Here is a 24,369-nt window from a genome sequence, read left to right on the forward strand (position 1 = left end):
ATGACACTCAACTCACTGGCCCGGCGCCTGATCGATCGATTCCAGCATGGCCTGCCGTTATGCGCCAAGCCCTATCAAGCCATGGCCGAGACCTTGGGCTGCAGCGAAGCCCAGGTCATCGACTGCCTGCACCACCTGCAAGTGGACGGGACCTTATCGCGCGTCGGCCCGGTGTTCGAACACACCCGGGCCGGGGCCAGCACCCTCGCTGCCCTGGCCGTGCCCGAAGACCGCTTGCACCAGGTGGCGGCACGCGTCAGCCAATACCCTGAAGTCAATCACAACTATGCCCGGGAGCATCGCTACAACCTCTGGTTCGTACTGACCGGCCCCAACCGGGCCCACCTGGACAACATCCTCCAGGAACTGGAACACGACACCGGTCTCACGCCACTGGACCTGCCCATGCTCACTGCCTACCGCATCGACCTGGGCTTTGCCCTGGAGACCACCCCATGAAAAACGCCCTGAGCGAGCAACAGTCACTGGCGCTGCGCCGTCTGCTGGAAACCGGCCTGCCCCTGACATCGCGGCCCTTCCAGGCCCTGGCCGAGCAGATCGAGGCCAGCGAGCCCCAGGTGCTCGAGCAGGTGCAGCGCTGGCACGAACAGGGCCTGTTCCGGCGCGTCGGCCTGGTAGTCAACCATCGCGCCCTGGGGTTTGCCGCCAACGCCATGCTGGTGCTGGACGTGCCGGACGCCCTGGTCGATGAAGTCGGTCGGCGCCTCGGCCAAGCCCCCGGCATCAGCCTTTGCTACCAGCGCCCGCGGCGCCTGCCCCAGTGGCAATACAACCTGTTCTGCATGATCCACGGTCGCCAGCGTGACCGCGTCGAAGCCCAGGTCCAGGCGCTGCTGGAAGAACACTTGCTGCACGACCTGCCCCATCAATTGCTGTTCAGCACGCACCTGTTCAAGCAATGCGGCGCACGTTACGCCGCACCGCTCGGAGCCCGTATCAATGGATGACCTCGATCGCCGCCTGATCAATCGCCTGCAACTGGGCCTACCGCTGGTCCGCCATCCTTGGCAAGCCCTGGCCCAGGAACTGGACAGCAGCAGCACTGAATTGCTCGACCGCCTGCACGAACTGCTCAACGACGGCGTACTCACCCGCTTCGGCCCGATGTTCGACATCGACCGCCTCGGTGGCGCGTTCACCCTGGCAGCGTTGGCGGTGCCCGAGCCGCGCTTCGAGGCCATCGCCGAGCTGCTCGCCGACATGCCCGAAGTGGCCCACAACTACCGCCGCGAGCACACGTGGAACATGTGGTTCGTGCTCGCCTGCCCCAGCGAACAGGCGATCGACGACACCCTGCGGCGCATCGAACACCTGACCGGCCTGGTGCCACTGAACCTGCCCAAAGAGGAGACCTACCATGTCGGCCTGTATTTCCCCATCTGAGGCTTCGTGGCAAACGCCACCACAGCTGGATGAAACGCCCTTGGCGTTGCGCCTGGTGGAACTGACCCAGGCTGGCCTGCCCTTGCTCGAAGACCCCTGGGCCTGGCTGGCCGAGCAGCTGGGCTTGAGCGTGGAATCCACCCTCGACCTGCTCAAGCGCCTGCAGGTCGAAGGAGCAATCCGGCGCATCGCCGCCGTGCCCAATCACTACCGCCTGGGTTATCGCCACAACGGCATGACGGTCTGGGACGTGGCCGACGCCGACATGTCGCGCCTCGGCGCGCTGCTGGGGACGCAGCCCTTCGTCAGCCACTGCTACCGGCGGCCGCGCCGGCCCGGCTGGCGCTACAACCTGTTCGCCATGGTCCACGGCCGCAGCCGCGAAGAAATCGACAGCTACCGCGAACACCTGCGCTACCTGCTGGGGAACGCCTGCGCCGCCGACGACATGCTGGTGAGCAGCCGCATCCTGAAAAAAACCGGCCTGCGCCTGTCACCCGCCTCGCGCTGAACCCGCACGCAGACTGAAGGAGCGCCTTATGTTGAGGATCAGCCATTACCTGCGAGCCCTGGCCGGGCAATGCCCCGCCCCACGCATCACGCCACCGGGCAAGCACCGCCCGCCGGTGGTGATCTGGAACCTGCTCAGGCGTTGCAACCTGACCTGCAAGCACTGCTATGCGACGTCGGCCGACAGCGTGTTTCGCGACGAACTCGACACCGTGGCGGCGCTCAAGGTCATCGATGACTTGCAGGACGCCGGGGTACGCGTGCTGATCCTGTCCGGCGGCGAACCGCTGCTGCGCGACGACCTGTTCCAACTCACTGCCTATGCCCGCAGCAAGGGCTTTTTCCTGGCCCTGTCCACCAACGGCACACTGATCGACGCCACCAATATCCAACAGATTGCCGCGGCGAACTTCGATTACGTCGGCATCAGCATCGACGGTCTGGAAGCGACCCATGATGAGTTCCGCCAACTCAAGGGCAGCTTCGCCAGCTCCATGGCGGCCATACGGCTCTGCCGCGAGCAAGGCATCCGAGTCGGATTGCGCACCACCCTTACCCAGCACAACCACGCCCAGTTGCCGCGCTTGCTGGACTTGATGGATGAGTACGACGTGCAGAAATTCTATCTGTCGCATCTGAACTACAGCGGCCGGGGCAAGCGCAGTCGCAAGCTCGATGCCCACCAGCAGATGAGTCGCGAGGCCATGACCCTGATCTTCGAGCGAGCCTGGCACGACATCGAACTGGGCCGCGACAGTGACTTCGTCAGCGGCAACAACGACGCCGATGCGATCCTGTTGCTGCAATGGGTATCCCGGCGCATGCCCCGGCACTACGCCGCACTGGAGCAGATGCTGCGGGCCTGGGGCGGCAATGCGTCGGGCAGCGGCATCGCCAATATCGACAATACCGGCGAGGTCCATCCCGACACGTACTGGTGGCAGCACTCGGTGGGCAACGTGCGCCAGACACCGTTCAAGACCCTCTGGTCAGACCGCCCCGATACCCTGCTGCTGAAGCTGCGCGAACATCCACGGGCCGTGGGCGGCCGTTGTGGACAATGCCGCTGGCTGGACATCTGCAACGGCAATACCCGCACCCGCGCCTGGGCCGACGGCGACCTGTGGGGCCAGGACCCCGGCTGCCACCTCAGCGATGACGAAATCGGCCTGCACGCGATTCCCAGCGTTGCGATGCCCTGCACCCGATAACCCAACGGCGAACCTGATGACGAACCAAGGAAGTCCCATGCCTGCCTCCATCGTTTTGCCCGCTGCCCTGCAATCGCCCTTCAGACCGGGTGAAGTCGCCCTGGTCGGCGCCGGCCCCGGTGACCCGGGCCTGCTGACCTTGCGCGCCTGGAGCCTGTTGATGCAGGCCGACGCAATGGTCTACGACCGCTTGATCAGCCCGCAACTGCTCAACCTGATCCCCCTGCCCTGCGCCCGGCACTACGTCGGCAAGGCCGCCGGTTGCCACAGCCTGCCCCAGGCACAGATCAACGAACTGCTGGCCGACCTGGCCGACCAGGGCCAACGGGTGGTGCGGCTCAAGGGTGGTGATCCGTTCATCTTTGGGCGCGGTGCCGAGGAGCTGGAGTATCTACTGGCCCGGGGTATCGATTGCCAGGTCGTACCCGGCATCACCGCCGCGGCCGGTTGCAGCACCTATGCCGGCATTCCCCTGACCCATCGCGACCTGGTCAATTCCTGTCGCTTCATCACCGGTCACCTGCAACGCGAAGGCGACTTGAACCTGCCCTGGCAAAGCCTGGCGGATGACAGCCAGACCCTGGTGTTCTACATGGGCTTGTCGAACCTCGGCACCATCGCCACGCGGTTGATCGCGGCGGGCCTGGCGGCCGACACGCCGGCGGCCTTGATCAGCAACGGCACGCGACCCGACCAGCAGGTCCTGCGTGGCACCCTCCAGCAATTGCCGGAGATGGCCCTGACCTGCGCCGAAGGCCTGCCGACCTTGACGGTGATCGGCAAGGTGGTCGGCTTGTTTGCCCATCAACTGCTGGAGCATCCGGCGCGCCTGCACCCGGCCACACCGTTCCAGCCCGGTATCGCGAAGGTGGCATCATGAACCTCGGCTGGCTTGCCCCGTTGCTGTGGGTCGGTGCCGTCCACGCTGCCCCGGAACCGGACCTGGCATTGGCCGAACGCAACTACCAGCAACACTGCCAGCAATGCCACGGGGTCAATCGCATCGGCGCTGCCGGGCCGGCGCTGTTGCCCCAGAGCCTGAGCCGGATCAAGCCCGACGAGATTCGCCAGGTAATCCAGCATGGACGTCCGGCCAGCCAGATGGCGGCATTCGGCGCGGTGCTGGAGCCCGCGCAGATCGATGGCCTGACCCACTATCTCCAACGTCCGCCTGCCGTCGAACCGACCTGGAGCGAGGACGACACTCGCCACAGCCATCGCCTGCTGGCGGATGTCGCGACCCTGCCCGACAAACCCCAGCACCACGCCGATCCGCTGAACCTGTTCGTGGTGGTGGAGGCTGGCGACCATCACGTCGATATCGTCGACGGGGATCGCTTCGAGGTCCTGGCCCGCTTCGCCTCACACTTCGCGCTACATGGCGGACCAAAATTTTCGCCGGACGGACGCTTCGTCTATTTCGCCTCCCGGGACGGCTGGATCAGTCTGTATGACTTGCACAACCTCACGCTCATCGCCGAGGTGCGAGCCGGGCTCAATACCCGCAACCTGGCGGTGAGCAAGGACGGGCGCTGGGTGCTGGTGGGCAACACCCTGCCGGGGAACGTGGTGGTGCTGGATGCCCGCGACCTGTCGCTGGTCAAGACGGTTGCAACGGTGGGGCTGGGCGGCCAGGCCTCCCGGGTCAGTGCGGTGTATACCGCGCCGCCGCGCAACAGCTTCATCGTGGCCTTGAAGGACGTGAAAGAGGTCTGGGAGCTGTCCACCGGGCCGAACCCGGACTTCGTGCCCAGGCGGATCGAGGCCGAGGACTACCTCGACGACTTTTCCTTCTCGCCCGATTACCGGCAGTTGCTCGCCACCTCGCGCAAGGCCCAGGGCGGCCAGGTGATCGACCTCGACACAGGGCGGATCGTCACCGACATCGCACTGCCGGGCATGCCACACTTGGGCTCGGGGACCTATTGGAAACGCAATGGTCACTGGGTGTTCGCCACGCCCAACATCAGCAAGGGGCTGATCTCCGTGATCGACTTCGACACCTGGAAAGTCATCAAGCAGATCCCCACCCTGGGGCCGGGTTTCTTCCTGCGCAGCCATGCCAACGCTCGCTACGCCTGGACCGATGTGTTCTTCGGCCCCGACAACGACGCCATCCACCTGATCGACAAACAGACCCTGGAAATCGCCCACACCCTGCGGCCGATGCCTGGCAAGACCGCCGCCCACGTCGAGTTCACCCGCGACGGGCGCTACTTGCTGCTGAGTATCTGGGACACCGATGGCGCGCTGATCGTCTACGACAGCAACACCCTGGAGGAAATCAAGCGCCTGCCCATGAACAAGCCTTCGGGCAAGTACAACGTCGGTAACAAGATCGAGTTCGCCGAGGGGACATCCCACTGAAAAAAAAGGGGGCTGATGCGCAGCCCCCAATATCAATCGACCCGAGGCACCGGGCCTCAGGGCTGCTACGCAGCCCAGCGGGAGCAAGCTCCCTCGCCACAAAAGCGATCGGAGGGGTACATCAGTGAAACATCCTGTGGGAGCGAGCTTGCTCGCGATAACGGCGGGGCAATCAACATCCATGCCGGCGGACTTGACCCCATCGCGAGCAAGCTCGCTCCCGCAGGGTTATGTGCGCAGCCTGGGGGTCACCCTCACCAGGTAAGCACCGCACCTACTGCAAAGGTGTCGGTGTCTTCGTTCTGGGCACTGGTGTCGTGGCCGTTGATTTCGAACTGGTTGTACTCGGCCACAAGCTTGAGGTTGTCGTTGATGTCGTGGAACAGCGCGATGCCCCGGGTTTCGTAGTCGGCGCCACTGCCTACCACGCCGTTGCCGTCGTCATCGGTCTTGCCATAGGACAGCGCCAGGCGGTTCTTGCCCAGCTTGTACGAGCCCTGCAACAGGTAGCCCTTGCTGTCGACATTGCGCAGGGTGGCTTCACCGGCGTTGTTGGTGAAGAACGGGTTGATGCCCTTGGCCTGGAACCCCGAACCGGTGAGCGACAACCCACCCATCTTGGCCTGCACGCCATACCCCAGACCTTTGGAAGTCACCGACTCGACGGTGGAATCGGTGTTGTCCGAGGTCTGGTAGCTGCCATTGAGCCAGCTGTAGATCTTCGCCCCGCCCAGGTCGAACTGGTAGGTGATCTCGCTCTCGGTGCGCGGGTTTTCCTGATAGGCCTTGCCGGTAGCGCTGTTGTCGTTGGTGTCCACCGGATCCATGATCCCGACCGCCACCCGCAGCCCGTCCATCACCGGCGTGCGGTAGGTGATCTGCGAGGTCGGGAACGGATACGGATAACCGCTGCCGATGTTGCCGAACGAGACGCCACCACCGTCCACCAGCCCCAGGGAGTCGCTGACCTGACCATAACCGGCCAGCAGTTCGTCCAGCAGGATGTTGGAGCGGGCAAACAGGCCGAAGTCCTTGCCGATCAGCACTTCGCCCCACTCCGGATTGGCCACGGTGCCGTAGAACTGGCGCACGTCGATGGCGGTGTCGGTGCCATTGGTTTCACTGTCGTTGATGGTCACCCAGAACGAAGCCCGGGCGCCGAGCTTGAGGTCATCGACCTGCTTGCCCATGTTGAAGCCCAGGTAGTTGGGCAAAAAGCCCATCTTGACCCGCGCCTGCCGACGGTCGTACTGATCACCCGCGCGGTCCACGTCGCTGTTGACGTAAAAGGCGTTGATGTAGCCATCGGTGGAAAAGGTGGTCTGGTCCTTGTCGTACAGCATGATTTCAGCGTTGGCCCAAGACGTCAGGCCCAGACTGGAAAGGCCGGCGATGACCGCAGGCAAAAAACGCAGGCAGGTATTCTTATTGTTGTGCATGGCGCGCTCCGCAACAGGGGACGGGATGTCGGAGGCGATTATCGAAAGGCGCCAGGGCGCGTCATACGCTGCCTTGGAGGCAATTGGCGAATGCTTTGGCAGCGCCGGCCCGGCGCGGCAGTTTGGGTGTAAGACGGCGAGGACGAGGGGCGCGACAGCTTGGGTGTAAGACTGCCTTGCCGACGGCTGCGATACTTTGGGTGTGGGCCGGTTGTCCTGCTTATTGTGGGAGCGAGCTTGCTCGCGATGGCGGCGAGTCATTCAACAATGCGGTTGGCTGACACAGCGCTATCGCGAGCAAGCTCGCTCCCACAGGTTTGCACTGTGTTGCTGTTGTGGCGAGGGAGCTTGCTCCCGCTGGCCGGCGCAGCAGGCCCCCTCGCTATCAGCTCAGAACCTCGGCTTGACGGTCTTCCACTCCGGCCGGTAGCGCTGCATCTGCCGCACATCGTCGCGCTGGCGGATGCCGCAACTGAGGAACTGATCATGCAGCTTGCCCAATTGATCCCGGTCCAATTCCAAGCCAAGGCCCGGCGCCCGGGTGATCTTCACGCAGCCGTCGACAATCGGCAGTTTGCCGCCCTTGATCACTTCTTCATCCGGCTCCTGCCACGGGTAATGGGTATCGCAGGCGTAGTCCAGGTTCGGCACCGCGGCCGCCACGTGGGCCATGGCCATGAGGCTGATGCCCAGGTGCGAGTTCGAATGCATCGATACGCCCAGGCCGAAGGTGCTGCACATTTTCGCCAGGGCCTGGGTGTCTCGCAGACCACCCCAGTAATGGTGGTCGGCCAAGACGATCTGCACGCTGTCCAGGGCCACGCTGCGGCGGAACTCATCGAAATCGGTGACCACCATATTGGTCGCCAGCGGCAGCCCCGTGCGTTTGTGCAGTTCGGCCATGCCTTCGAGCCCTGGCGTCGGGTCTTCGTAATACTGCAGGTCATCCCCCAGCAACTCAGCCATGCGAATCGAAGTTTCCAGGGACCAGTTGGCATTGGGATCGATGCGCAACGGGTAGCCGGGAAAGGCCTGTTTCAGCGCCTTGATGCAGGCGACTTCATGTTCCGGATCGAGGGCGCCGGCCTTGAGCTTGATGCTCTTGAAGCCATAGTCCTGGATCATCCGCCGGGCCTGGGCGACGATCTGCCGTTCGTTGAGCGCCTCGCCCCAACTGTCGGGCGGGTACGGCGAATCGATGTGCTCGGCGTATTTGAAAAACAGGTAGGCACTGAACGGGATCTCGTCGCGAATCGCGCCGCCCAGCAGGTCCACCAGCGGCACGTTCAGGGAGTGGGCCTGCAAATCCAGACAGGCCACTTCGAACGCCGAGTAGGCATTGCTCACCGCCTTGCTCGCATGGGAGCCCGGTGCCAGTTCGGCACCGGCAACGCTGGCCGGTTTCTGCGCGGCGACGGTCGCCTGGACGATGGCCCGCAACTGATTGAGGTTGAACGGGTCCAGGCCGATCAACTGGCTCTGCAACTGCTGCTGGATCGCCAGGGCCGGTGCATCGCCGTAGCTCTCCCCCAGGCCGATGTAACCGTTGTCGCTCTCGATCTCGATGATCGAGCGCAACGCGAACGGTTCATGGATACCGCTGGCGTTGAGCAAGGGTGGATCGCGAAAAGCGATGGGTGTCACGGTGACGCGTTTGATCTTCATACAGCGGCTCCCGATGGGCCAGGGTTCAAGGCTTGGTTTTTTTCCGGCTGATTGGCTTCGGCAACGGTTTCGGGCCGGCCGGACAGTGAGTTCGGGGTATCGCGCTTCGGCGTGGTGCGGGCGAAAAAGATCACCACGGCGGCGACGAGCGAGGTGGCGGCCAACCCATACAGGCCACCCTCGATGGAGCCGGTGGTCTGCTCCAGGAAACCGAAAGCCGTGGGCGCGACGAAGCCGCCGAGGTTGCCGATGGAGTTGATCAGGGCGATCACCGCCGCCGCGATGCGCGCATCCAGGTAACCCTGGGGGATCGGCCAGAACAACGCCGACGCCGCCTTGAAACCAATCGCTGCGAAACAGATCGCCACGAAGGCGAAGATCGGCCCGCCGGTGGTGGACATGAACATGCCGAATGCGGCGACCACCAGCGTCACCGCGACCCACGCCTGCTGGAATTTCCATTTGCCGGCCAGGGCCGCGAAGCCGTACATCGCGACGATGGAAATGATCCATGGAATGGAGTTGAGCAAGCCGACCTGGAAGTCCCCCAGGTTGCCCATTTTCTTGATCATGCTCGGTAGCCAGAACGTGGCGCCGTAGATGGTCAGGGCGATGGAAAAGTAGATGAAACAGAACAACGCGATCTGTCGGTCGGCCAGCAACTTGAACATCGACGGCTTGATCACTTGCGCCGCTTCCCGGGCCCGCTGCTCTTCGGCGATGGCGGCGATCAATACGGCTTTCTCTTCAGCCGTCAGCCATTTGGCCTGGCTCGGGTGCGATTGCAGCCAGAACCAGACAAACCCGCACAGCACGATGGAGGCGAAACCTTCGATCAGGAACATCCACTGCCAGCCATGCAGGCCCATCCCGCTGATGTGCAGCAAGGCGCCAGACACCGGGCCGGAAATCACCGAGGCGATGGCCGAGCCGCTGAGGAAGATCGCCATCGCCTTGCCGCGCTCGTTGGCGGGCAGCCATTGGGTGAAGTAGTAGATGATGCCGGGAAAGAAGCCCGCCTCCGCCGCGCCGAGAATGAAGCGCAGCACATAGAAGCTGGTTTCACCTTGCACAAAGGCCATGGCCATCGCCGCCGCGCCCCAGGTGAACATGATGCGCGTCAGCCAGGCCCGCGCGCCGTAGCGTTGCAGCAGCATGTTGGACGGGACTTCGAACAGCGCGTAGCCGACGAAGAACAACCCGGCGCCCAGCCCATAGGCGGCAGCGCCGATGCCCAGGTCGGTTTCCATATGGCTGCGCACGAAGCCGATGTTGACCCGGTCGATGTAGTTGACGATGAACATCACCACCACCAACGGCAGTACATGACGTTTGACCTTGGCCGCCGCGAGCGCCAGGGTGCTGTCATGGGTGGAGTCCGTTACGTTATTCAAGGGGTGCCTCCCGATCATTGTTTTTGTGGGGAACGGGACGATGATGGACGCGGTGGATTGTTCCCGTCTAATCTAACTTGGCACTTGATTGATACCTGGATTGAATCAATGTTTGAACTGGCCCAGTTGCGCTGCTTCACCACCGTGGCGACCGAACTCAACTTCCGTCGCGCCGCCGAACGCCTGAACATGACCCAGCCACCGCTGAGCCGGCAGATCCAATTGCTGGAACATCACCTGGGCGTCGAACTGTTCACCCGCAGCACCCGCAGCGTGGCACTCACCGCCGCCGGCCGGGCGTTTTTCATCGAAGCGCAGAACCTGTTGGAACAGGCGCAACAAGCCGCCGTGGCGGCCCGGCGTTTCGCCCAGGGCGACATCGGTTCGGTGACCATCAGCTTCGTCGGCAGCGCGGTGTACGAGTTCTTGCCCAAGGTGATCGCCGAGGCCCGGCTGAAACAGCCCCAGGTCAAGATCGTCCTCGCTGAGATGAACACCTACCAGCAGCACGAAGCCTTGCGGGCACGGCGCATCGACCTGGGGATCGTTCGCTCGCCGCTGCTGGAAACCGGCTATGCCACTGAATGCCTGGTGCGCGAACCCTTCGTGCTGGCGGTCCCGGCCGGGCATCCCCTGGCGACTGCCGACACGGTGAGCGTCCAGGACCTGGACGCCCAGCCGTTCCTCATGTACTCCCACTCCGCCTACCCGCCCTTCAACGAACTGCTCACCGGCATGCTCCGCTCGGCCCGGGTCGCGCCGCAATTCGTGCAATGGCTGGGGTCGTCGCTGACGATCCTGGCCCTGGTCAACGCCGGCATGGGCCTGGCCCTGGTCCCGCGTTGCGCTACCAGCGTGGTGTTCAAGCAGGTGGTGTTCCGCGAGATCGACCTGGGTGAAGGGGTGCAGAGCGAATTGCACCTGGTGTGGCGCGAGGACAACGACAACCCGGCGTTCACCATGTTGCTGGAGGGGATTAGGGGAGCGGTTCGCGAAGGGTTGTGAATGCGCCATCACGGCTAAAGCGTCTCTTGTGGCGAGGGAGCTTGCTCCCTCGCCACAGGGGGCGCGGTCCCCACTGATTTGACTCCTTCAGAAATTAACCGGCGCATCGGCTATTCCCGGCTTCCTCTCCAAGTTGTACGATGACAGACGAGCATGTGACGCTCGTCCTTCTCCGAAACAACAAAAACAAGGAATCCCCATGAAGAAGACCATACTCACCATCAGCTTCCTGTGCCTGTTCAGCGGTTACGCAGCGGCCGCCACTTCATCCGCCGAGCAGGAAGTGGCCCAGGCCGTCGACCACCTGACCCAGGCCATGCTGCATAAAGACATCCCGCAACTCCAGGCACTGGCCGCCGAAAACCTGACCTACGGGCACTCCAGCGGCAACATCCAGGATAAGAAAGCCTTCATCGCCGACATCGAAACGGGCAAGAGCGCGTTCAAGACCCTGGAAATGCAAAACCAGAAGATCACCTTGTCCGGGGACACTGCGCTAGTGCGCAATCACTTCTCGGCACAGGCGCTCAAAGGCACTGAGGTGGTACCGACGGAAATCGAGAACTTCCAGATCTGGCAGAAGCAGAAGAATGGCAAGTGGCTGCTAATCGGCCGTCAGGCGTTTCGGTTCTGATGGAGAAATTTTCTGCGCAAAGCGTCCTGTCAACTTGAAGACGCTGTGATTCATTGTGTCGAGGGGATTTATCCCCTCGCCACAGATCACAATCACCTCAATCCGCAGCCCACTGTTCGCGGTGCTGCAACAGGAAATCCACAAATGCCCGCACCCGTTGCGGCACATACCGGCCATGGGGATACAGCAAGGTAAACGGACGCGAGCGCCCCGCAAAAGGCGCAAGTACCGCCACCAATTGCCCATTGGCCAGCTCCTGCTCCACGATGAACTTGTAGGTCTGGAACAAGCCGGCGCCATGTTTGGCCAGCGTCACGCCGCCGAGCACGTCGTCCGAACAGCAATACCCTCCTTCGCCGAATATCTCCTTTTCCTTGCCCTCGACATTGAACAACCAGGAAATCCGTCGCCCGCTGCTGGGCAATTCGAACTGGATGCACTCGTGGTCGTCCAGGTCTTCAAGAACCTGCGGCGTGCCGGCCTTGCGCAGGTAATCCGGAGACGCGACCACCACCAGTTTCGCGTCTTCCAGCAGCCGGGCGATCATCGACGAATCCGGCTGGGCCCGCACCCGGATGGCGAGGTCATAACCTTCAGCGACGAAATCGATATTTCGATTGCTCAGGTGCAGGTCCACGCTGACTTGCGGGTACAGCGCCCGAAAGGCCGGCAGCAACGGCAGGATCCGATGATGCCCGTAGGTGGTGGGCAGGCTGATGCGCAGTTGCCCGGATGGCACCGATTGGGCGCCCATCATTTCCTGTTGCGCCTCGACCAGTTGCGTCAGCGCTTGCCGGCATTGTTCGAAATAGGTCTTGCCGGCTTCGGTCAGGCGGATGCTGCGGGTAGTGCGTACGAAAAGCCGTGAGCCCAGGCGCTCTTCCAGGCGAAAGATCGAGCGGCTCACCGCCGCCGGGGTAACCCCCGCCAACTGCGCCGCGGCCGTGAAACTGCCCGCCTCCGCCGCGAGGCAGAACAGTTCTATGCTGCCCAACTGCAGGTCTTCGAAATGCCGCTTCATGATTCGTTACACCGCGTATCAACTGAAGTTTTCAAAGGCCTGTTTATCAGCCCGTGGCGTATAAATACAGTGGCCTTGCAACATGCGGGCGTTGTCCTGCGTTCATTTCCCATCAGTTGGAGTGCAACATGCCTTTCGTCAACGTACGAATTACCCGAGATGGCGTCACCCGTGAACAGAAAGCCCAGGTGATTGCCGAAATCACCGAAACCCTCCAGCGCGTGCTGGGCAAGGCCCCTCACTTGACCCATATCGTGATCGAGGAAGTGGATACGGATAACTGGGGTTATGCGGGGATGACGACCACTGAGTATCGAAGTCTTCCCAAGGAGTAGCGCTCCACCCTTGCGAGCCCGGTCCGACTGACCGGGCTTTTTTCTGCCGCCAACCCGACAACATTGTGGGAGCGAGCTTGCTCGCGATGGCGGCGTGTCAGTCAACATCACTCCCGACCGACCTGACGCCATCGCGAGCAAGCTCGCTCCCACAGGGGGGGACGTGTTGCCCTTTTCATTGATTACATGACGTATCAACTCAAGTACCAGAAGCCTTATTTATCAAATCCTGAGGCATCAATACCCTGAGCTCAACCACCGCCATACAGGCGCATCGGTTCCATTCAATGTGATCAGGAGTCAATCATGAGCCTCAATAAAACCGTCATCATCACCGGCGCTTCCAGCGGGATCGGCCTGGGTTTGGTCAAGGCGTTCCTGGCCCGGGGGTATAACGTGGTGGGCAATGCCCGCTCCCCGTCCGGACTGGATGCTGCCGCCGCCCAGCTCGGTCACCCGGCCGGTTTCATGGGTGTGGCCGGCGACATCGCCGACCCGGCCACTTCAACCGCCCTCATCGCCCAAGCTGTCGGGGCATTTGGCGCCGTTGACGGGCTGGTGAACAACGCCGGTTTCTTCCTGCCGAAACCCTTCGTCGAATACAGCCCCCAGGACCTGGACGCGCTGCTGGACACCAACCTCAAGGGCCTCGTCTACGCCAGCCAGGCCGCTGCCGCGCACATGATCGGCCGCCAGCGCGGCTTCATCATCAACATTTCAGCCGCCGTGGCCCTGCAGCCGAACATCCAGGTCCCGGCTGCGCTGCCCGTGTTGATCAAGGGCGGCGTCAACCAGATGACCCGCGCCCTGGCCCTGGAAATGTCGCCCCACAACATCAAGGTCAACGCGGTCGCCCCCGGCATCATCGACACGCCCATGCACGACCCGGCGCACCGCGACTTCCTCGACAACCTGGCCCCGGCCGGTCGCGTGGGCACCATCGAGGAAATTGCCGAGGCCGTGTTGTACCTGGCGGGCGCTGATTTCACGACGGGCGCGATACTGCCGGTGGACGGTGGGATGAGCACCGGCAAGTGGTAGGAAAAACTGTGGGAGCGAGCCAGCTCGCGATGACGTCAACACATCCCACATTGCTGCAAACTGATCCTCCGCTATCGCGAGCAAGCTCGCTCCCACAGAGGGTGGGTGGTGACTGCGAAGTCTGTGAACGCCCGGCAAAACTGTGGGAGCGAGCTTGCTCGCGATGACGTCAACACATCCCACATCGCTGCAAACTGATCCTCCGCTATCGCGAGCAAGCTCGCTCCCACAGAGGGTGGGTGGTGACTGCGAAGTCTGTGAACGCCCGGCAAAACTGTGGGAGCGAGCTTGCTCGCGATGGCGGTGTGTCAGTCAACGTCAATCCCGACTGACCCGACGCCATCGCGAGCAAGCTCGCTCCCACCTGGACTGCGACTGCGCGCGACTTCAAAGGGTGTAGGAAATCCCGGCCTGTACCGTCCGCGGTGCACCTGGGTAGGCGTAGACGTTCCCGAAAGCGCCTTCTTCGTAGTCGGCATCAAACAGGTTCTTCAGGTCCAGGTTGAGGCGGATCCGTTCGTTGACCTTGTAGTAGCCGAGCAGGTCCACCACCGTGTAGCTGTCCATGGAGAATGCATTCGCCGCAGTCTGGCCGGCCCGTTCATCCACATGCTTGGCGCCCAGCCCCAGGCCCAGCCCTTTGAGGCCGCCCTCCTGGAACTCATAGACGTTCAACAGGCTGAAGGTGTTCTTGGGCACGTTGAGCAAGCGGGTGCCGGACGGGATATTGATGTCCTTGGTCACTTCGGCATCCACATAGGCGTAACCACCGATCACGCGCCATTGCGGTGTCAGGTTGCCCGCCACGTTCAGGTCAAAGCCACGGCTGCGCACTTCGCCGGCGGCCACGCTGAAGGTGGAATCCACCGGGTCGGTGGTGAGTACGTTGCGTTTTTCGATCTGGTACACCGCCGCATCGACGCTCAACTGACGATCCAAGGCTTCCCACTTGATCCCCATCTCATAGGACTTGCCCTCTTCCGGCTTGAACCCGCCACCTGCGCGACTGGCACCGTTGTTGGGCTTGAACGAGCGTGCGGTATTGGCATAGACCGCCACGGTGTCGGTCAGGTCGTAGATCATACCCAGGCGCGGGGTGACGGCGCTGTCGGTGACGTCCCAGTTGCGACTACCAGGCGGGTTCTGGGGGACGAAACTCTCATACTGATGCTCGAATCGCTCAAACCGCGCCCCCGCCAGCAACTTCAAACGCTCCGTCAGCGCCACCTGATCCTGGACGAACACGCCAAACGTCTTGAGGTTCTCCTGGTCATCGGTGGGCGTGCGCGTCAATGCCGGGCGTGGCTGGCCATACACCGGGTCGAAGATATCGATCGGGTAGGCAGCGGTGCCCGCGGCGGAACGCTGGATGATGGACTGGTAGTCGTAGTCTTCATACTCGACGCCCGTCAACAACGTGTGCTCGAACCCGCCCGTGGAAAAATGCCCGGTGAGGTTGAGTTGGGTGTCCCGGTCGGTCCACTCCAATTTGCGGTAGTTGAAGTTGCGCCCCAGGGTGCGGCCATCGGCGGCGATACCGTTGCCTTCGATGGCATTGCCCTGCAAAGTGCCGTCGAGCCACTGGGTACCGCCAGCCAGGGTCCAGTCGTCGTTGAGCATGTGCTCGAAACGCACCTGCAGCATGTTGTTGTCGTTGTGCAGCTTGCCGGCATCCTTCTCGCCGAAGAAGGTATCGCGCGAGGCAGTGCCGCGCTGGCCGGCGTAATGGGTCAGCCCACGATCCAGCGGCGCATTGTTGCGCATGAAATCACCTTCGAAAATCAGGCGCGTGGTGTCGTTGACCTGCCAGGAGACCACCGGCGCGACGCCGTAGCGCTCGGTCTCGACGTGGTCGCGGAATGTATCGCCGCCCTCGCCGATCACGTTCAGGCGATAAGCCAGGCGCCCTTCTTCGTCCAATGGGCCGGACGCATCCAGCGTACCGCGACGCATCCCCTGGTCGCTGACCTGGCTGCCCAGGGTCACCGTGCGCTCGGCCAACGGCTGCTTGGACACCACATTGAAGGTACCGCCCGGATCGCCACGGCCATAGAGCATGGTGGCCGGGCCGCGCAGGACCTCCAGCCGCTCGATGGTGTTGGCGTCCGGCATGTTCGGGTAGCCACGGTTGATCGGGAAACCGTTGCGGTAGAACTCCCCGGTGGTGAAACCGCGCACAGTAAAGGTGGTCAGGCCCTGGCCGCCAAAATTGTTCGCCCGTCCCACGCCGCCGGCGTAATCGAGGGCATCCTGCAAGCGTGTGGCGCTCAGGTCTTCGACCACATCGCGGGACACGACGGAAATGGATTGCGGGGTTTCATGGATCGCCGTGTCGGTACGGGTGGCACTGGCCGAACGGGTGGCGTGATAGCCCTTCACCGGTCCCTGTGCCGATTCATAGTCGGCATTACCGACGATATCCGTGGCTTGCAACTCAAGGGAAGCCGGCTTGGCAGGGACCGGCTGTTCGGCCCAGGTGGAAACGGAGTAAGCCTGGAGCACACACAGTGAAACGAGAATCCGACGCATCGATGCACAATCCTAATGGAAAAAAGCCTCCACATCGGGAGGCTGACAAGAATGTGTCGCGAAAGATACAGCAACTCATTGCTATTTGATATTTATTCCCATTAACGCTGATATTTTTTGTGACTGATCAGTCCGTCATCGCGAGCAAGCTCGGTCCCACAGGGATCTTCGGTGGCTACAAGCCTTGTGATTGGTCCCTGCTCTCCCCCTGTGGGAGCAAAGCTTGCTCGCGATGGCGCCAGAACAATCTCCCCATGCCCTACTGGCTCGCCCCAATCGATTCCTGCACCACCCGCTGGAAAAACGTCTGCGCACGATGATCCTGGGTATAGGCCACGTTCAACCGCAACCAATCGCACGCCTCCCCCTGGGGCAGGAACGTCGAGCCCTGGGACAGTTGGATCTGCAACTCCCGGGCGATCTGCTGCACCCGTTGCGGCGCCAGGCACCGAGGCCTGGCCCAGACGAACATCCCCCCCATCGGCTCGGCAAACACCTCCCAGTGGGCCGGGTCCAGTTGGCGCAGCGTACTTGCCATCTGCTTGTTCAGGCGCTGGCGCAAGCGCTGGATCAGCTTGCGATAAGCACCGTTGGCCAGCAACGTCGCTACCACGTTTTCCGCCAGCAGCGAACAACCGATGCCGGTGATCATCTTGACTTCGGCCAGGCGCCGGATGATGTCGGGCTGGGCGACGACATAACCGATGCGCAGCGAACTGGACAAGGTCTTGGAAAAACTCGCCAGGTAGATCACCCGGTCCAGGGCATCCAGGGAGGCCAGGCGGGACGTCGGGCCATTCTGGAAATCGGCGTAGATGTCGTCCTCGATGAGGCGAAAGTCATGGGCCGTCGCCAGTTGCAGCAGACGATAGGCCACGCTCGGCGCCAGGCTGGTGCCGGTGGGGTTCTGGTACATGCTGTTGATGAAGAAATACGAGGGTTTGTGCTCCCCGAGAAGCTGTTCCAGGCGGGCGATATCCGGGCCTTGGGCGGTTCTCGGCACCGCCACGGTCTTGACCCCCTGCAGCCTCAGCAGATTGAACAGGTTGTAGTAGCCGGGGCTTTCCACCAGCACCAGGTCGCCGGGCTTGAGCAGGGTTCGCACCAACAGATCGAGGCCCTGGCTGGCGCCTTGGGTGGTGATGATCTGTGCCGGGTCGACGTGAATGTCGATCAGGCCCAGGCGTTTTTGAAGGTGCAGGCGCAGATGAGGCGAGCCCAACGGGGTGCTGTAGTTGAACAATGCGTGGTTGTCGCTGCGCACCACCTGGCGGATCGCCTGGCCCAGGTCGGTGTCGTCGCGCCAGGCGTCGGGCAGCCAGCCGCAACCGAGCTTGAGCTGCGTCGACTCATTGTCGAACAACCGCCACGAGGGGTTATCCGTTTCAGCTATCGGCTCCACTGGCCGGGCCAATTGCTGCGCGACAAAAAAGCCCGCGCCATGCCGAGACTCCAGCACCCCGCTGGCAACCAGTTGATCATAGGCCTTGATCACGCTCGACAGGCTCAGGCCATTTTCCCGGGCCAGTTGGCGAATGGACGGCATTCGCGCTCCAGGGCGAATGCCATGGACGTTGATCCAGCCCGTGAGGTGCGTCACGAGCTGCCGGATCATGGGCTCGGCAGTGTTGCGATCAATCTTCAGGTCCACGGCGGGCACTCTTGGCCAAGTGTTCTCGATTTTCTAGAAAACAGTTAAACACAAATGGCCGGCGTCTGTTCCTTGTTTGCGTTGTGCCCGGCGGTGATAGTCCCCGGGACTTCATGCGCACCCTTTAAGGAACACTCTTGAACCCACAGCATCGACATGCCTGGGGGCTGGCTTTCGGCCTCTGCCTGATCACCCTCGCGGTCAACCTGCAGGCGCCGCTGTACACCACCTACGCGCAGTTGTCCGGCTCCGGGGCCGGGGCCACGGCGGTGGCGTTTTCCGGTTATGTGCTGGGGGTGTTGCCGGTCCTGCTGGCGTTCGGTGGACTGGCCGACCGGGTGGGCCGCAAGCCGTTGATCCTGGTCGCGCTCGGGCTGTCGATGCTGGCGACGCTGGTGACGTTGCTCTGGCCGAACCTGGTGGCACTGGGCGTGGCGCGCTTGATGATGGGGGTCGGCACGGGGCTGGCCTCGGCCACGTCGACCGCCTATATGACAGAGCTCATGGCAACCCGCGATACCCGCTCGCCGGCCAACCGAGTCACCGCCAGCACCTCCCTGGGCTTTGGCCTGGGGGCCGCGTTGACCAGTCTGTTCCTGTTCGTTCATCCCAGCGCCACGCCCGGCAGCTTCTGGTTGCAACTGCTGTTGGCCGCCCTGGCGATTGTCGTGGTCTGGCGGCTACCGGACCCGGCGTTGAAAATCACAGACGCGCCGCTGCTGCGCCTGCCTTTGTTTCCCGCCGGCAGCCTGCCCTACAGCTTTTCCATGCTGTTGGCCTGGGCGACTTCGGGCCTGGTCATCGCCATATTGCCGTCGGTGCTGGCAACCCACGGTTTGCAGCGTTGGTCGGGCCTGTCGACCTTCACGGTCATCAGTTGCGGCCTGCTCTTCCAGCCTTGGGTGTGGCGCATGTCGCCGGCCAGGGCCACGGGCTTGGGGCTGTTGATCCTGCCGCTGAGCTATGCGTTGCTGGCCTGGGGTGCCAGTGTCGGTTCCCTGCCCGCCGTACTGCTTGGCGCACTGGGCGCCAGCAGTGCGTGCTATGGCTTCCTGTACCTGGGCGGGTTGTCAGCCGTCACCGCCATGGCCGGCGTGGAGAAGGCGCGGGTCAGCGCGGGGTTCTTCCTGTTCGCCTATGTGGGCTTCAGCATCCCGGTCGTGGTGACCGGGTTGTTGGCGGACGGCTTCGGCGCCAACGTGGCGTTGATACTGTTTGGCGTAGCGTTGAGCGCCGGAGCGTGCATCACCGGGCTGATCATCGTTCGGGCGCAGGCCCGCGTGACCAGTTTCTCCCATGGATAAACACAGAAACCTGTGAATTGGGGTCGGCTTAGCAGCTCATAGCCCCAACGACCGTCCCGGCAAAGTCGTATACCATATCCCCACCTAAGCCGAACGACCCGCCGCCGTGACTTTATCCAAGTTCAACCTGCCTGACCTGGGCAACACCCCTTCCACCTCGGAAATCATCACCCGTCATCTGCGCGACGCCATCGTGGCTGGGCATTTTGCCGAGGACGAGCCGATTCGCCAGGATGACATCGCCCGCCAGTTCAACGTCAGCAAGATTCCCGTGCGCGAGGCCCTCAAGCGCCTGGAGGCCGAAGGCCTGGTGATGTTCCAGCGCAATCGCGGGGCGATGGTGACGCGCATTTCCGAGGCGGAGCTGGCGCAGATGTTCGAGGTGCGCATGCTCTTGGAAGACAAAGTGCTGCGCCTGGCGATTCCCAACATGACCGAAGACACCTTCGCCCGCGCCGAAAGCATCTGCCGGGAGTTCGTCGGTGAAGACGACGTCGGGCGTTGGGCCGAACTGAACTGGCAACTGCACGCCTGTCTCTACGAACCGGCCCAACGGCCGTTCATGGTGAGCCTGATTCGCTCGGTCCACGACAAGCTGGAGCGTTACTTGCGCATGCAGATGAGCCTTTCGGCCGGTAAGGACCGAGCCGATCACGAGCACCGGGAAATCATCAAGGCCTGCCGCGCCGGTGATGTCGAGCGGGCCGTGGCGCTGCTGGACGAACACATTGCCGGGGTCTGCGAGACCTTGTTCAAGTTCCTGCCTTCCAGCCATTGATGGGCCAACGCTGTGCCGATTTCGTCATCGGCGACAGATAAAACCATCAAGCCTTCAGCCCTGGGCGCGGGCCACGCTTACCGTCACTCACCTGAACGGACGTGGCCCTCCCATGAAACGCATCACCGTGATCGATTCCCATACCGGCGGCGAACCGACCCGACTGGTTACCGACGGTTTTCCTGACCTGGGCCAGGGCAGCATGGCCGAGCGCAAGCAACGCCTGGCCACCGAGCATGACGCGTGGCGCACCGCCTGCGTGTTGGAACCCCGGGGCAGCGATGTGCTGGTGGGGGCGCTGCTCTGCGAACCGGTGGACCCGAGCGCCTGTGCCGGCGTGATCTTTTTCAACAACAGCGGCTACCTGGGCATGTGCGGCCACGGCACCATCGGCCTGGTGGCGTCACTGGCCCACCTGGGCAGGATCGGCCCCGGCGTGCACAGCATCGAAACCCCGGTGGGCACGGTACAGGCAACCTTGCACGAAGACCGCTCGGTCAGCGTGCGCAACGTGCCGGCCTATCGTTACCGCAAGGCACTGGCCCTGGAAGTGCCCGGCATCGGCCCGGTGGTGGGCGATGTGGCCTGGGGCGGCAACTGGTTTTTCCTGATCGCCGAACATGGCCAGCGCGTGGCCGGCGACAACCTCGACGCATTGACCGCCTACACCTACGCCGTGCAGCAAGCCTTGGAGCAACAGGGTTTTCGCGGCGAGGACGGCGGCCTGATCGACCATATCGAACTGTTTGCCGATGACCCGCAAGCCGACAGCCGCAACTTCGTGCTCTGCCCGGGCAAGGCCTATGACCGCTCCCCTTGCGGCACCGGTACCAGCGCCAAGCTGGCGTGCCTGGCGGCCGATGGAAAACTGCAGCCTGGACAGATCTGGCGCCAGGCCAGTGTCATTGGCAGCGAGTTCGAAGGCGCCTACGAACACTCGGGCGAGCGCATCGTGCCAACCATTCGCGGTCGCGCCTACATCAGTGCCGAAACCACCCTGATCATCGAAGCGGACGACCCGTTCGCCTGGGGCATTCGCCCGTGAGCCAGGGCCATGTCGCCGACGTGATCGTCATCGGCGCGGGCATCATTGGCGCAGCCTGTGCCCAGGCATTGGCCCGGCGCAACGTCAACGTGTTGGTGCTGGACGCCGGTTGGCACGGCGCCACGGCGGCCGGCATGGGGCATCTGCTGGTGCTGGATGACAACCCGGCGGAACTCGCCCTCAGTCAATACTCCCTGCAACGCTGGCGCGAACTGGCCCCGGCCCTGCCCGAGGGTTGTGCCTGGCGTAACAACGGCACCTTGTGGCTGGCGGCCAATGCCGAAGAAATGGCGGTGGCCCAGAGTAAATACCTGAACCTGCTGGCCCATGGCGAAGCCTGCGAATTGATCGGCCAAGCCGCTCTGCAACAGCGTGAACCCGAGCTACGCCCAGGGCTGGAAGGCGGGCTGCTGATCAAGGGCGACGGCATCCTCTACGCTCCGGCAGCCGCCCGCTGGATGCTGGACGCGCCCAACATTCGCCAGCAGCGAGCCCAGGTCAGCGAAGTCGACGGAAACCGCGTGCGCCTCGGCGACGGTCGCTGGCTGAGCGCCGACGCGGTGGTCCTCGCCAATGGCATCCAGGCCACCGAGTTATGCCCGGAACTGCCGATCGAGCCGAAGAAGGGCCACCTGCTGATCACCGACCGCTACCCCGCCACCGTCACTCACACCCTGGTGGAACTGGGCTACGTCACCAGCGCCCATAACGCCAGCGGGCCGTCGGTGGCGTGCAATATCCAACCACGTCCGACCGGACAATTGTTCATCGGCGCCTCGCGGCAGTTCGGCAGCGTCGATCCGCAGGTGGAAGGCTGGATGCTGGCGAAGATGCTCAAGCGCGCCGTCGAATACATGCCAGGGCTGGCGCATCTGAACGGCATCAGGGCCTGGACCGGTTTTCGCGCGGCGAGCCCCGATGGCTTGCCGCTGGTGGGTCAACATCCACAGCGCAAGGGGCTGTGGCTGGCGGTCGGTCACGAAGGCCTGGGCGTCACCACGGCGCCCGCGACGGCCGACCTGCTGGTGGCGCAGCTGTTCAACGAAACCTCGCCGCTGCCCGCGCAGCCTTACCTGCCGCAGCGTTTCCTGGGAGAACCCGTCCATGCCTGAGCCTGACGCCCACACCTGTGGCGCGGGAGCTTGCTCCCGCTCGGTTCGTAGGAGCTGCCGAAGGCTGCGATCTTTTGATTTTGATCTTTCGTTTGAAATTCAAGTGTCTGGGGAAAGATCGCAGCCTCGTTGCACTCGTCAGCTCCTACAACGCGCCCCAGCGGGAGCAAGCTCCCTCGCCACGGGATGGGCGTTTGGCGCTGATATCCATTTACCCCTGGGGGATTGTTCCCATGCCTGATTTATTTCTCGACGGCCACCCCTTGTCAGTGGCCAACGGCACCAGCGTCGCGGCGGCATTGGCGCTGGGCGCGGACGGTTGCAGTCGCACCTCGGTCAGCGGCCAGCGACGGGCGCCCTTGTGCGGCATGGGCATCTGCCAGGAGTGCCGGGTGTTGGTCGATGGCCGTCGCTGCCTGGCCTGCCAGACCTTGTGCCTCGAGGGCATGCGTGTGCAGACCCGACCATGAACGAAACCACCGACCTGCTGATCATTGGCGCCGGCCCCGCGGGCATGGCCGCTGCTCTCGCCGCGGCAAGCAGCGGTGCACGCATCGTGCTGCTGGACGACAACCCGCTGCCCGGCGGGCAGATCTGGCGCGACGGCCCCCAGGCCAACCCGCCCGCCGCCGCCCGACGCCTGCGCGATCGACTGCACACCTGCGCCAACGTACGTTGCCATGCCGGCACCCGTGTGATCGCCTGCGCGGCGGATAAAACCTTGCTGGTGGAAGACGCCGAGCGCGGCTGGCAGATCAGCTACGAGCGCTTGATCCTGTGCACGGGTGCCCGTGAGCTGCTGCTGCCGTTTCCCGGCTGGGCACTGCCCGGCGTGACCGGCGCCGGCGGGTTGCAGGCGTTGATCAAGGGCGGCTTGCCGGTGCGCGGCGAACGGTTGGTCATCGCCGGTAGCGGCCCCTTGCTGCTGGCCAGCGCCGCCACGGCAAAACATCAGGGCGCGCAGGTGGTACGCATCGCCGAGCAGGCCCGTCGCGGCGCCGTCGCCGGTTTCGCCGCGCAATTGCCACGCTGGCCGGGGAAATTTTTCCAATCGTTCAGCCTGTTCGACCGGCACTACCGCACCGACACCCATATAGTGGAAGCGCTCGGCCGGGACCGGCTGGAGGGCGTGCGCCTGCAACAGCAAGGCGAGACGATTGAATTGGCCTGCGATCGGCTCGCCTGCGGTTTCGGGCTCATTCCCAATACCCAGTTGGGCCTGGCCTTGGGCTGCGCGGTCGAAGACCAGGCGCTGGCGGTGGACGCCTGGCAAGCGACCTCTCGCCGCGAACATTACGCCGCCGGTGAGTGCACCGGTTTCGGCGGCAGCGAACTGGCGCTGGTGGAAGGCGCCATCGCCGGCCATGCCGCCGTCGGCAACAGCAGCGCCGCCCAACAGCTGTGGCCCCGTCGCGCACGTTGGCAGGGTTTCGCCCGGGCCTTGAACACGGCCTTTGCCCTCGATCCACGACTCAAGACCCTGCCCACGGCGGACACCCTGGTCTGCCGCTGCGAGGACGTACCGTATGGCGAACTGGCCGGCCATGACAACTGGCGCGAAGCGAAACTGGCCAGCCGCTGCGGCATGGGCGCCTGCCAGGGCCGAGTGTGCGGCGCCGCCCTGGAACACTTGTTCGGCTGGACCCCACCCCTGCCGCGCCCGCCCTTCAGCCCGGCGCGGATCGAGACCTTGCTGAACCTGGCAGAAACCCCGCCCACCTGACTGATCTGCACTCACCCCAATCCCCTGTGGGAGCGAGCTTGCTCGCGATAGCGGTGGGTCAGCTTGCATCGATGTCGGATGCACTGACGCCATCGCGAGCAAGCTCGCTCCCACAGAAGGTTTGCAGGAGACACCGCGGCCCCCAATGTGGGAGTGAGCCTGCTCGCGAAGGCGGCGTGACAGGCAGCACATTTTCGACTG

At 63.4% G+C, this 24,369-nt stretch carries 23 protein-coding genes; 17 read left to right on the forward strand and 6 right to left on the reverse strand.

All coding sequences use genetic code 11. The features are described 5' to 3' along the window. The 7 genes from BLQ55_RS02675 to BLQ55_RS02705 are packed head-to-tail and all read left to right on the forward strand — an operon-like array spanning position 1 to position 5,492. Positions 1-459: an Lrp/AsnC family transcriptional regulator gene (locus tag BLQ55_RS02675; protein WP_092252197.1), complete on the forward strand. Its 459-nt coding sequence runs from the start codon at positions 1-3 to the stop codon at positions 457-459. Beyond that, entirely contained in the window at positions 456-968 is a 513-nt protein-coding gene (locus tag BLQ55_RS02680; protein ID WP_092252199.1) for a siroheme decarboxylase subunit beta, read from the forward strand. The genes BLQ55_RS02675 and BLQ55_RS02680 overlap by 4 nt, the downstream gene beginning before the upstream one ends. Next, positions 961-1,404: an Lrp/AsnC family transcriptional regulator gene (locus tag BLQ55_RS02685; RefSeq protein ID WP_092252201.1), complete on the forward strand. Its 444-nt coding sequence runs from the start codon at positions 961-963 to the stop codon at positions 1,402-1,404. The genes BLQ55_RS02680 and BLQ55_RS02685 overlap by 8 nt, the downstream gene beginning before the upstream one ends. Then, a complete protein-coding gene (locus BLQ55_RS02690; RefSeq protein WP_092252203.1) occupies positions 1,379-1,915 on the forward strand; it encodes a siroheme decarboxylase subunit beta in 537 nt (178 codons plus the stop codon). Before BLQ55_RS02685 ends, BLQ55_RS02690 begins: the two co-directional genes overlap by 26 nt. 28 nt (positions 1,916-1,943) lie before the next feature. Then, complete coding sequence (gene nirJ, locus BLQ55_RS02695) at positions 1,944-3,125, forward strand: heme d1 biosynthesis radical SAM protein NirJ (protein WP_092252205.1); 1,182 nt, start codon at positions 1,944-1,946, stop codon at positions 3,123-3,125. 37 nt (positions 3,126-3,162) lie between these two features. After that, positions 3,163-4,005, forward strand: coding sequence for a uroporphyrinogen-III C-methyltransferase (gene cobA, locus BLQ55_RS02700; RefSeq protein WP_092252207.1), 843 nt, complete (start codon positions 3,163-3,165; stop codon positions 4,003-4,005). Then, positions 4,002-5,492, forward strand: a complete 1,491-nt coding sequence (locus tag BLQ55_RS02705) for a nitrite reductase (RefSeq protein ID WP_092252209.1) — start codon at positions 4,002-4,004, stop codon at positions 5,490-5,492. The genes cobA and BLQ55_RS02705 overlap by 4 nt, the downstream gene beginning before the upstream one ends. A 254-nt stretch (positions 5,493-5,746) precedes the next feature. On the opposite strand, the gene BLQ55_RS02710 is transcribed toward BLQ55_RS02705, so the two are convergent. The 3 genes from BLQ55_RS02710 to BLQ55_RS02720 all read right to left on the reverse strand — a co-directional run bounded on the left by BLQ55_RS02710 (position 5,747) and on the right by BLQ55_RS02720 (position 9,990). Further along, positions 5,747-6,931 (reverse strand): porin, encoded by a 1,185-nt coding sequence (locus BLQ55_RS02710; RefSeq protein WP_092198455.1) that lies wholly within the window; start codon positions 6,929-6,931, stop codon positions 5,747-5,749. 390 nt (positions 6,932-7,321) lie between these two features. Further along, complete coding sequence (locus BLQ55_RS02715; RefSeq protein ID WP_092252211.1) at positions 7,322-8,596, reverse strand: glucarate dehydratase family protein; 1,275 nt, start codon at positions 8,594-8,596, stop codon at positions 7,322-7,324. Further along, positions 8,593-9,990, reverse strand: coding sequence for an MFS transporter (locus BLQ55_RS02720; RefSeq protein WP_256326511.1), 1,398 nt, complete (start codon positions 9,988-9,990; stop codon positions 8,593-8,595). The genes BLQ55_RS02715 and BLQ55_RS02720 overlap by 4 nt, the downstream gene beginning before the upstream one ends. 108 nt (positions 9,991-10,098) lie before the next feature. Between BLQ55_RS02720 and BLQ55_RS02725 the strand changes: the two genes are divergently transcribed. Together BLQ55_RS02725 and BLQ55_RS02730 are read left to right on the forward strand one after the other, a co-directional pair. Further along, the gene (locus BLQ55_RS02725; RefSeq protein WP_060742062.1) at positions 10,099-10,995 is read left to right on the forward strand and encodes a LysR family transcriptional regulator; all 897 of its coding nucleotides are present in this window, start codon (positions 10,099-10,101) and stop codon (positions 10,993-10,995) included. Between the two features lie 199 nt (positions 10,996-11,194). Further along, complete coding sequence (locus tag BLQ55_RS02730) at positions 11,195-11,629, forward strand: nuclear transport factor 2 family protein (protein WP_092252215.1); 435 nt, start codon at positions 11,195-11,197, stop codon at positions 11,627-11,629. Positions 11,630-11,726: 97 nt separating this feature from the next. Here BLQ55_RS02730 and BLQ55_RS02735 read toward each other — a convergent pair whose 3' ends face one another. Then, entirely contained in the window at positions 11,727-12,650 is a 924-nt protein-coding gene (locus BLQ55_RS02735; RefSeq protein WP_092252217.1) for a LysR family transcriptional regulator, read from the reverse strand. 128 nt (positions 12,651-12,778) lie between these two features. Between BLQ55_RS02735 and BLQ55_RS02740 the strand changes: the two genes are divergently transcribed. Then, positions 12,779-12,985: a tautomerase family protein gene (locus BLQ55_RS02740; protein ID WP_092252219.1), complete on the forward strand. Its 207-nt coding sequence runs from the start codon at positions 12,779-12,781 to the stop codon at positions 12,983-12,985. A gap of 306 nt (positions 12,986-13,291) precedes the next feature. Continuing rightward, positions 13,292-14,026, forward strand: a complete 735-nt coding sequence (locus BLQ55_RS02745) for an SDR family NAD(P)-dependent oxidoreductase (RefSeq protein ID WP_092252221.1) — start codon at positions 13,292-13,294, stop codon at positions 14,024-14,026. Between the two features lie 387 nt (positions 14,027-14,413). Here BLQ55_RS02745 and BLQ55_RS02750 read toward each other — a convergent pair whose 3' ends face one another. Both BLQ55_RS02750 and BLQ55_RS02755 read right to left on the reverse strand, forming a co-directional pair. Then, positions 14,414-16,555 (reverse strand): TonB-dependent siderophore receptor, encoded by a 2,142-nt coding sequence (locus BLQ55_RS02750; RefSeq protein ID WP_092252223.1) that lies wholly within the window; start codon positions 16,553-16,555, stop codon positions 14,414-14,416. A gap of 259 nt (positions 16,556-16,814) precedes the next feature. Beyond that, on the reverse strand, positions 16,815-18,206 hold the full coding sequence (locus tag BLQ55_RS02755) for an aminotransferase-like domain-containing protein (protein ID WP_092252225.1): 1,392 nt from the start codon (positions 18,204-18,206) through the stop codon (positions 16,815-16,817). Positions 18,207-18,343: 137 nt separating this feature from the next. On the opposite strand from BLQ55_RS02755, the gene BLQ55_RS02760 reads away from it, so the two are divergent. The 6 genes from BLQ55_RS02760 (at position 18,344) to BLQ55_RS02785 (ending at position 24,168) form a co-directional block, all read left to right on the forward strand. Further along, on the forward strand, positions 18,344-19,510 hold the full coding sequence (locus tag BLQ55_RS02760; protein WP_092252227.1) for an MFS transporter: 1,167 nt from the start codon (positions 18,344-18,346) through the stop codon (positions 19,508-19,510). Between the two features lie 106 nt (positions 19,511-19,616). Continuing rightward, positions 19,617-20,288, forward strand: coding sequence for a GntR family transcriptional regulator (locus tag BLQ55_RS02765; protein ID WP_060742054.1), 672 nt, complete (start codon positions 19,617-19,619; stop codon positions 20,286-20,288). Between the two features lie 112 nt (positions 20,289-20,400). Next, positions 20,401-21,333, forward strand: coding sequence for a 4-hydroxyproline epimerase (locus BLQ55_RS02770; protein WP_092252229.1), 933 nt, complete (start codon positions 20,401-20,403; stop codon positions 21,331-21,333). Further along, positions 21,330-22,445 (forward strand): NAD(P)/FAD-dependent oxidoreductase, encoded by a 1,116-nt coding sequence (locus tag BLQ55_RS02775; protein ID WP_092252231.1) that lies wholly within the window; start codon positions 21,330-21,332, stop codon positions 22,443-22,445. The genes BLQ55_RS02770 and BLQ55_RS02775 overlap by 4 nt, the downstream gene beginning before the upstream one ends. Before the next feature lie 233 nt (positions 22,446-22,678). Continuing rightward, positions 22,679-22,915: a 2Fe-2S iron-sulfur cluster-binding protein gene (locus BLQ55_RS02780; RefSeq protein WP_092252233.1), complete on the forward strand. Its 237-nt coding sequence runs from the start codon at positions 22,679-22,681 to the stop codon at positions 22,913-22,915. Beyond that, the gene (locus BLQ55_RS02785) at positions 22,912-24,168 is read left to right on the forward strand and encodes an NAD(P)/FAD-dependent oxidoreductase (RefSeq protein ID WP_092252235.1); all 1,257 of its coding nucleotides are present in this window, start codon (positions 22,912-22,914) and stop codon (positions 24,166-24,168) included. The genes BLQ55_RS02780 and BLQ55_RS02785 overlap by 4 nt, the downstream gene beginning before the upstream one ends. Positions 24,169-24,369 lie beyond the last annotated feature (201 nt).

Origin of the sequence: Pseudomonas sp. NFACC13-1 (assembly GCF_900104425.1) — a bacterium.
GTDB lineage: Bacteria > Pseudomonadota > Gammaproteobacteria > Pseudomonadales > Pseudomonadaceae > Aquipseudomonas > Aquipseudomonas fluorescens_AA.

What these genes read in the sequence shown, in the direction of transcription:
- BLQ55_RS02725 (WP_060742062.1), top strand. Translation starts at nt 10,099, where the DNA reads ATGTTTGAACTGGCCCAGTTGCGCTGCTTCACCACCGTGGCGACCGAA.
- BLQ55_RS02680 (WP_092252199.1), top strand. Translation starts at nt 456, where the DNA reads ATGAAAAACGCCCTGAGCGAGCAACAGTCACTGGCGCTGCGCCGTCTG.
- BLQ55_RS02690 (WP_092252203.1), top strand. Translation starts at nt 1,379, where the DNA reads ATGTCGGCCTGTATTTCCCCATCTGAGGCTTCGTGGCAAACGCCACCA.
- BLQ55_RS02705 (WP_092252209.1), top strand. Translation starts at nt 4,002, where the DNA reads ATGAACCTCGGCTGGCTTGCCCCGTTGCTGTGGGTCGGTGCCGTCCAC.
- BLQ55_RS02770 (WP_092252229.1), top strand. Translation starts at nt 20,401, where the DNA reads ATGAAACGCATCACCGTGATCGATTCCCATACCGGCGGCGAACCGACC.
- BLQ55_RS02750 (WP_092252223.1), bottom strand. Translation starts at nt 16,555, where the DNA reads ATGCGTCGGATTCTCGTTTCACTGTGTGTGCTCCAGGCTTACTCCGTT.
- BLQ55_RS02785 (WP_092252235.1), top strand. Translation starts at nt 22,912, where the DNA reads ATGAACGAAACCACCGACCTGCTGATCATTGGCGCCGGCCCCGCGGGC.
- BLQ55_RS02715 (WP_092252211.1), bottom strand. Translation starts at nt 8,596, where the DNA reads ATGAAGATCAAACGCGTCACCGTGACACCCATCGCTTTTCGCGATCCA.
- BLQ55_RS02740 (WP_092252219.1), top strand. Translation starts at nt 12,779, where the DNA reads ATGCCTTTCGTCAACGTACGAATTACCCGAGATGGCGTCACCCGTGAA.
- cobA (WP_092252207.1), top strand. Translation starts at nt 3,163, where the DNA reads ATGCCTGCCTCCATCGTTTTGCCCGCTGCCCTGCAATCGCCCTTCAGA.
- BLQ55_RS02685 (WP_092252201.1), top strand. Translation starts at nt 961, where the DNA reads ATGGATGACCTCGATCGCCGCCTGATCAATCGCCTGCAACTGGGCCTA.
- BLQ55_RS02675 (WP_092252197.1), top strand. Translation starts at nt 1, where the DNA reads ATGACACTCAACTCACTGGCCCGGCGCCTGATCGATCGATTCCAGCAT.
- BLQ55_RS02780 (WP_092252233.1), top strand. Translation starts at nt 22,679, where the DNA reads ATGCCTGATTTATTTCTCGACGGCCACCCCTTGTCAGTGGCCAACGGC.
- nirJ (WP_092252205.1), top strand. Translation starts at nt 1,944, where the DNA reads ATGTTGAGGATCAGCCATTACCTGCGAGCCCTGGCCGGGCAATGCCCC.
- BLQ55_RS02710 (WP_092198455.1), bottom strand. Translation starts at nt 6,931, where the DNA reads ATGCACAACAATAAGAATACCTGCCTGCGTTTTTTGCCTGCGGTCATC.
- BLQ55_RS02745 (WP_092252221.1), top strand. Translation starts at nt 13,292, where the DNA reads ATGAGCCTCAATAAAACCGTCATCATCACCGGCGCTTCCAGCGGGATC.
- BLQ55_RS02730 (WP_092252215.1), top strand. Translation starts at nt 11,195, where the DNA reads ATGAAGAAGACCATACTCACCATCAGCTTCCTGTGCCTGTTCAGCGGT.
- BLQ55_RS02735 (WP_092252217.1), bottom strand. Translation starts at nt 12,650, where the DNA reads ATGAAGCGGCATTTCGAAGACCTGCAGTTGGGCAGCATAGAACTGTTC.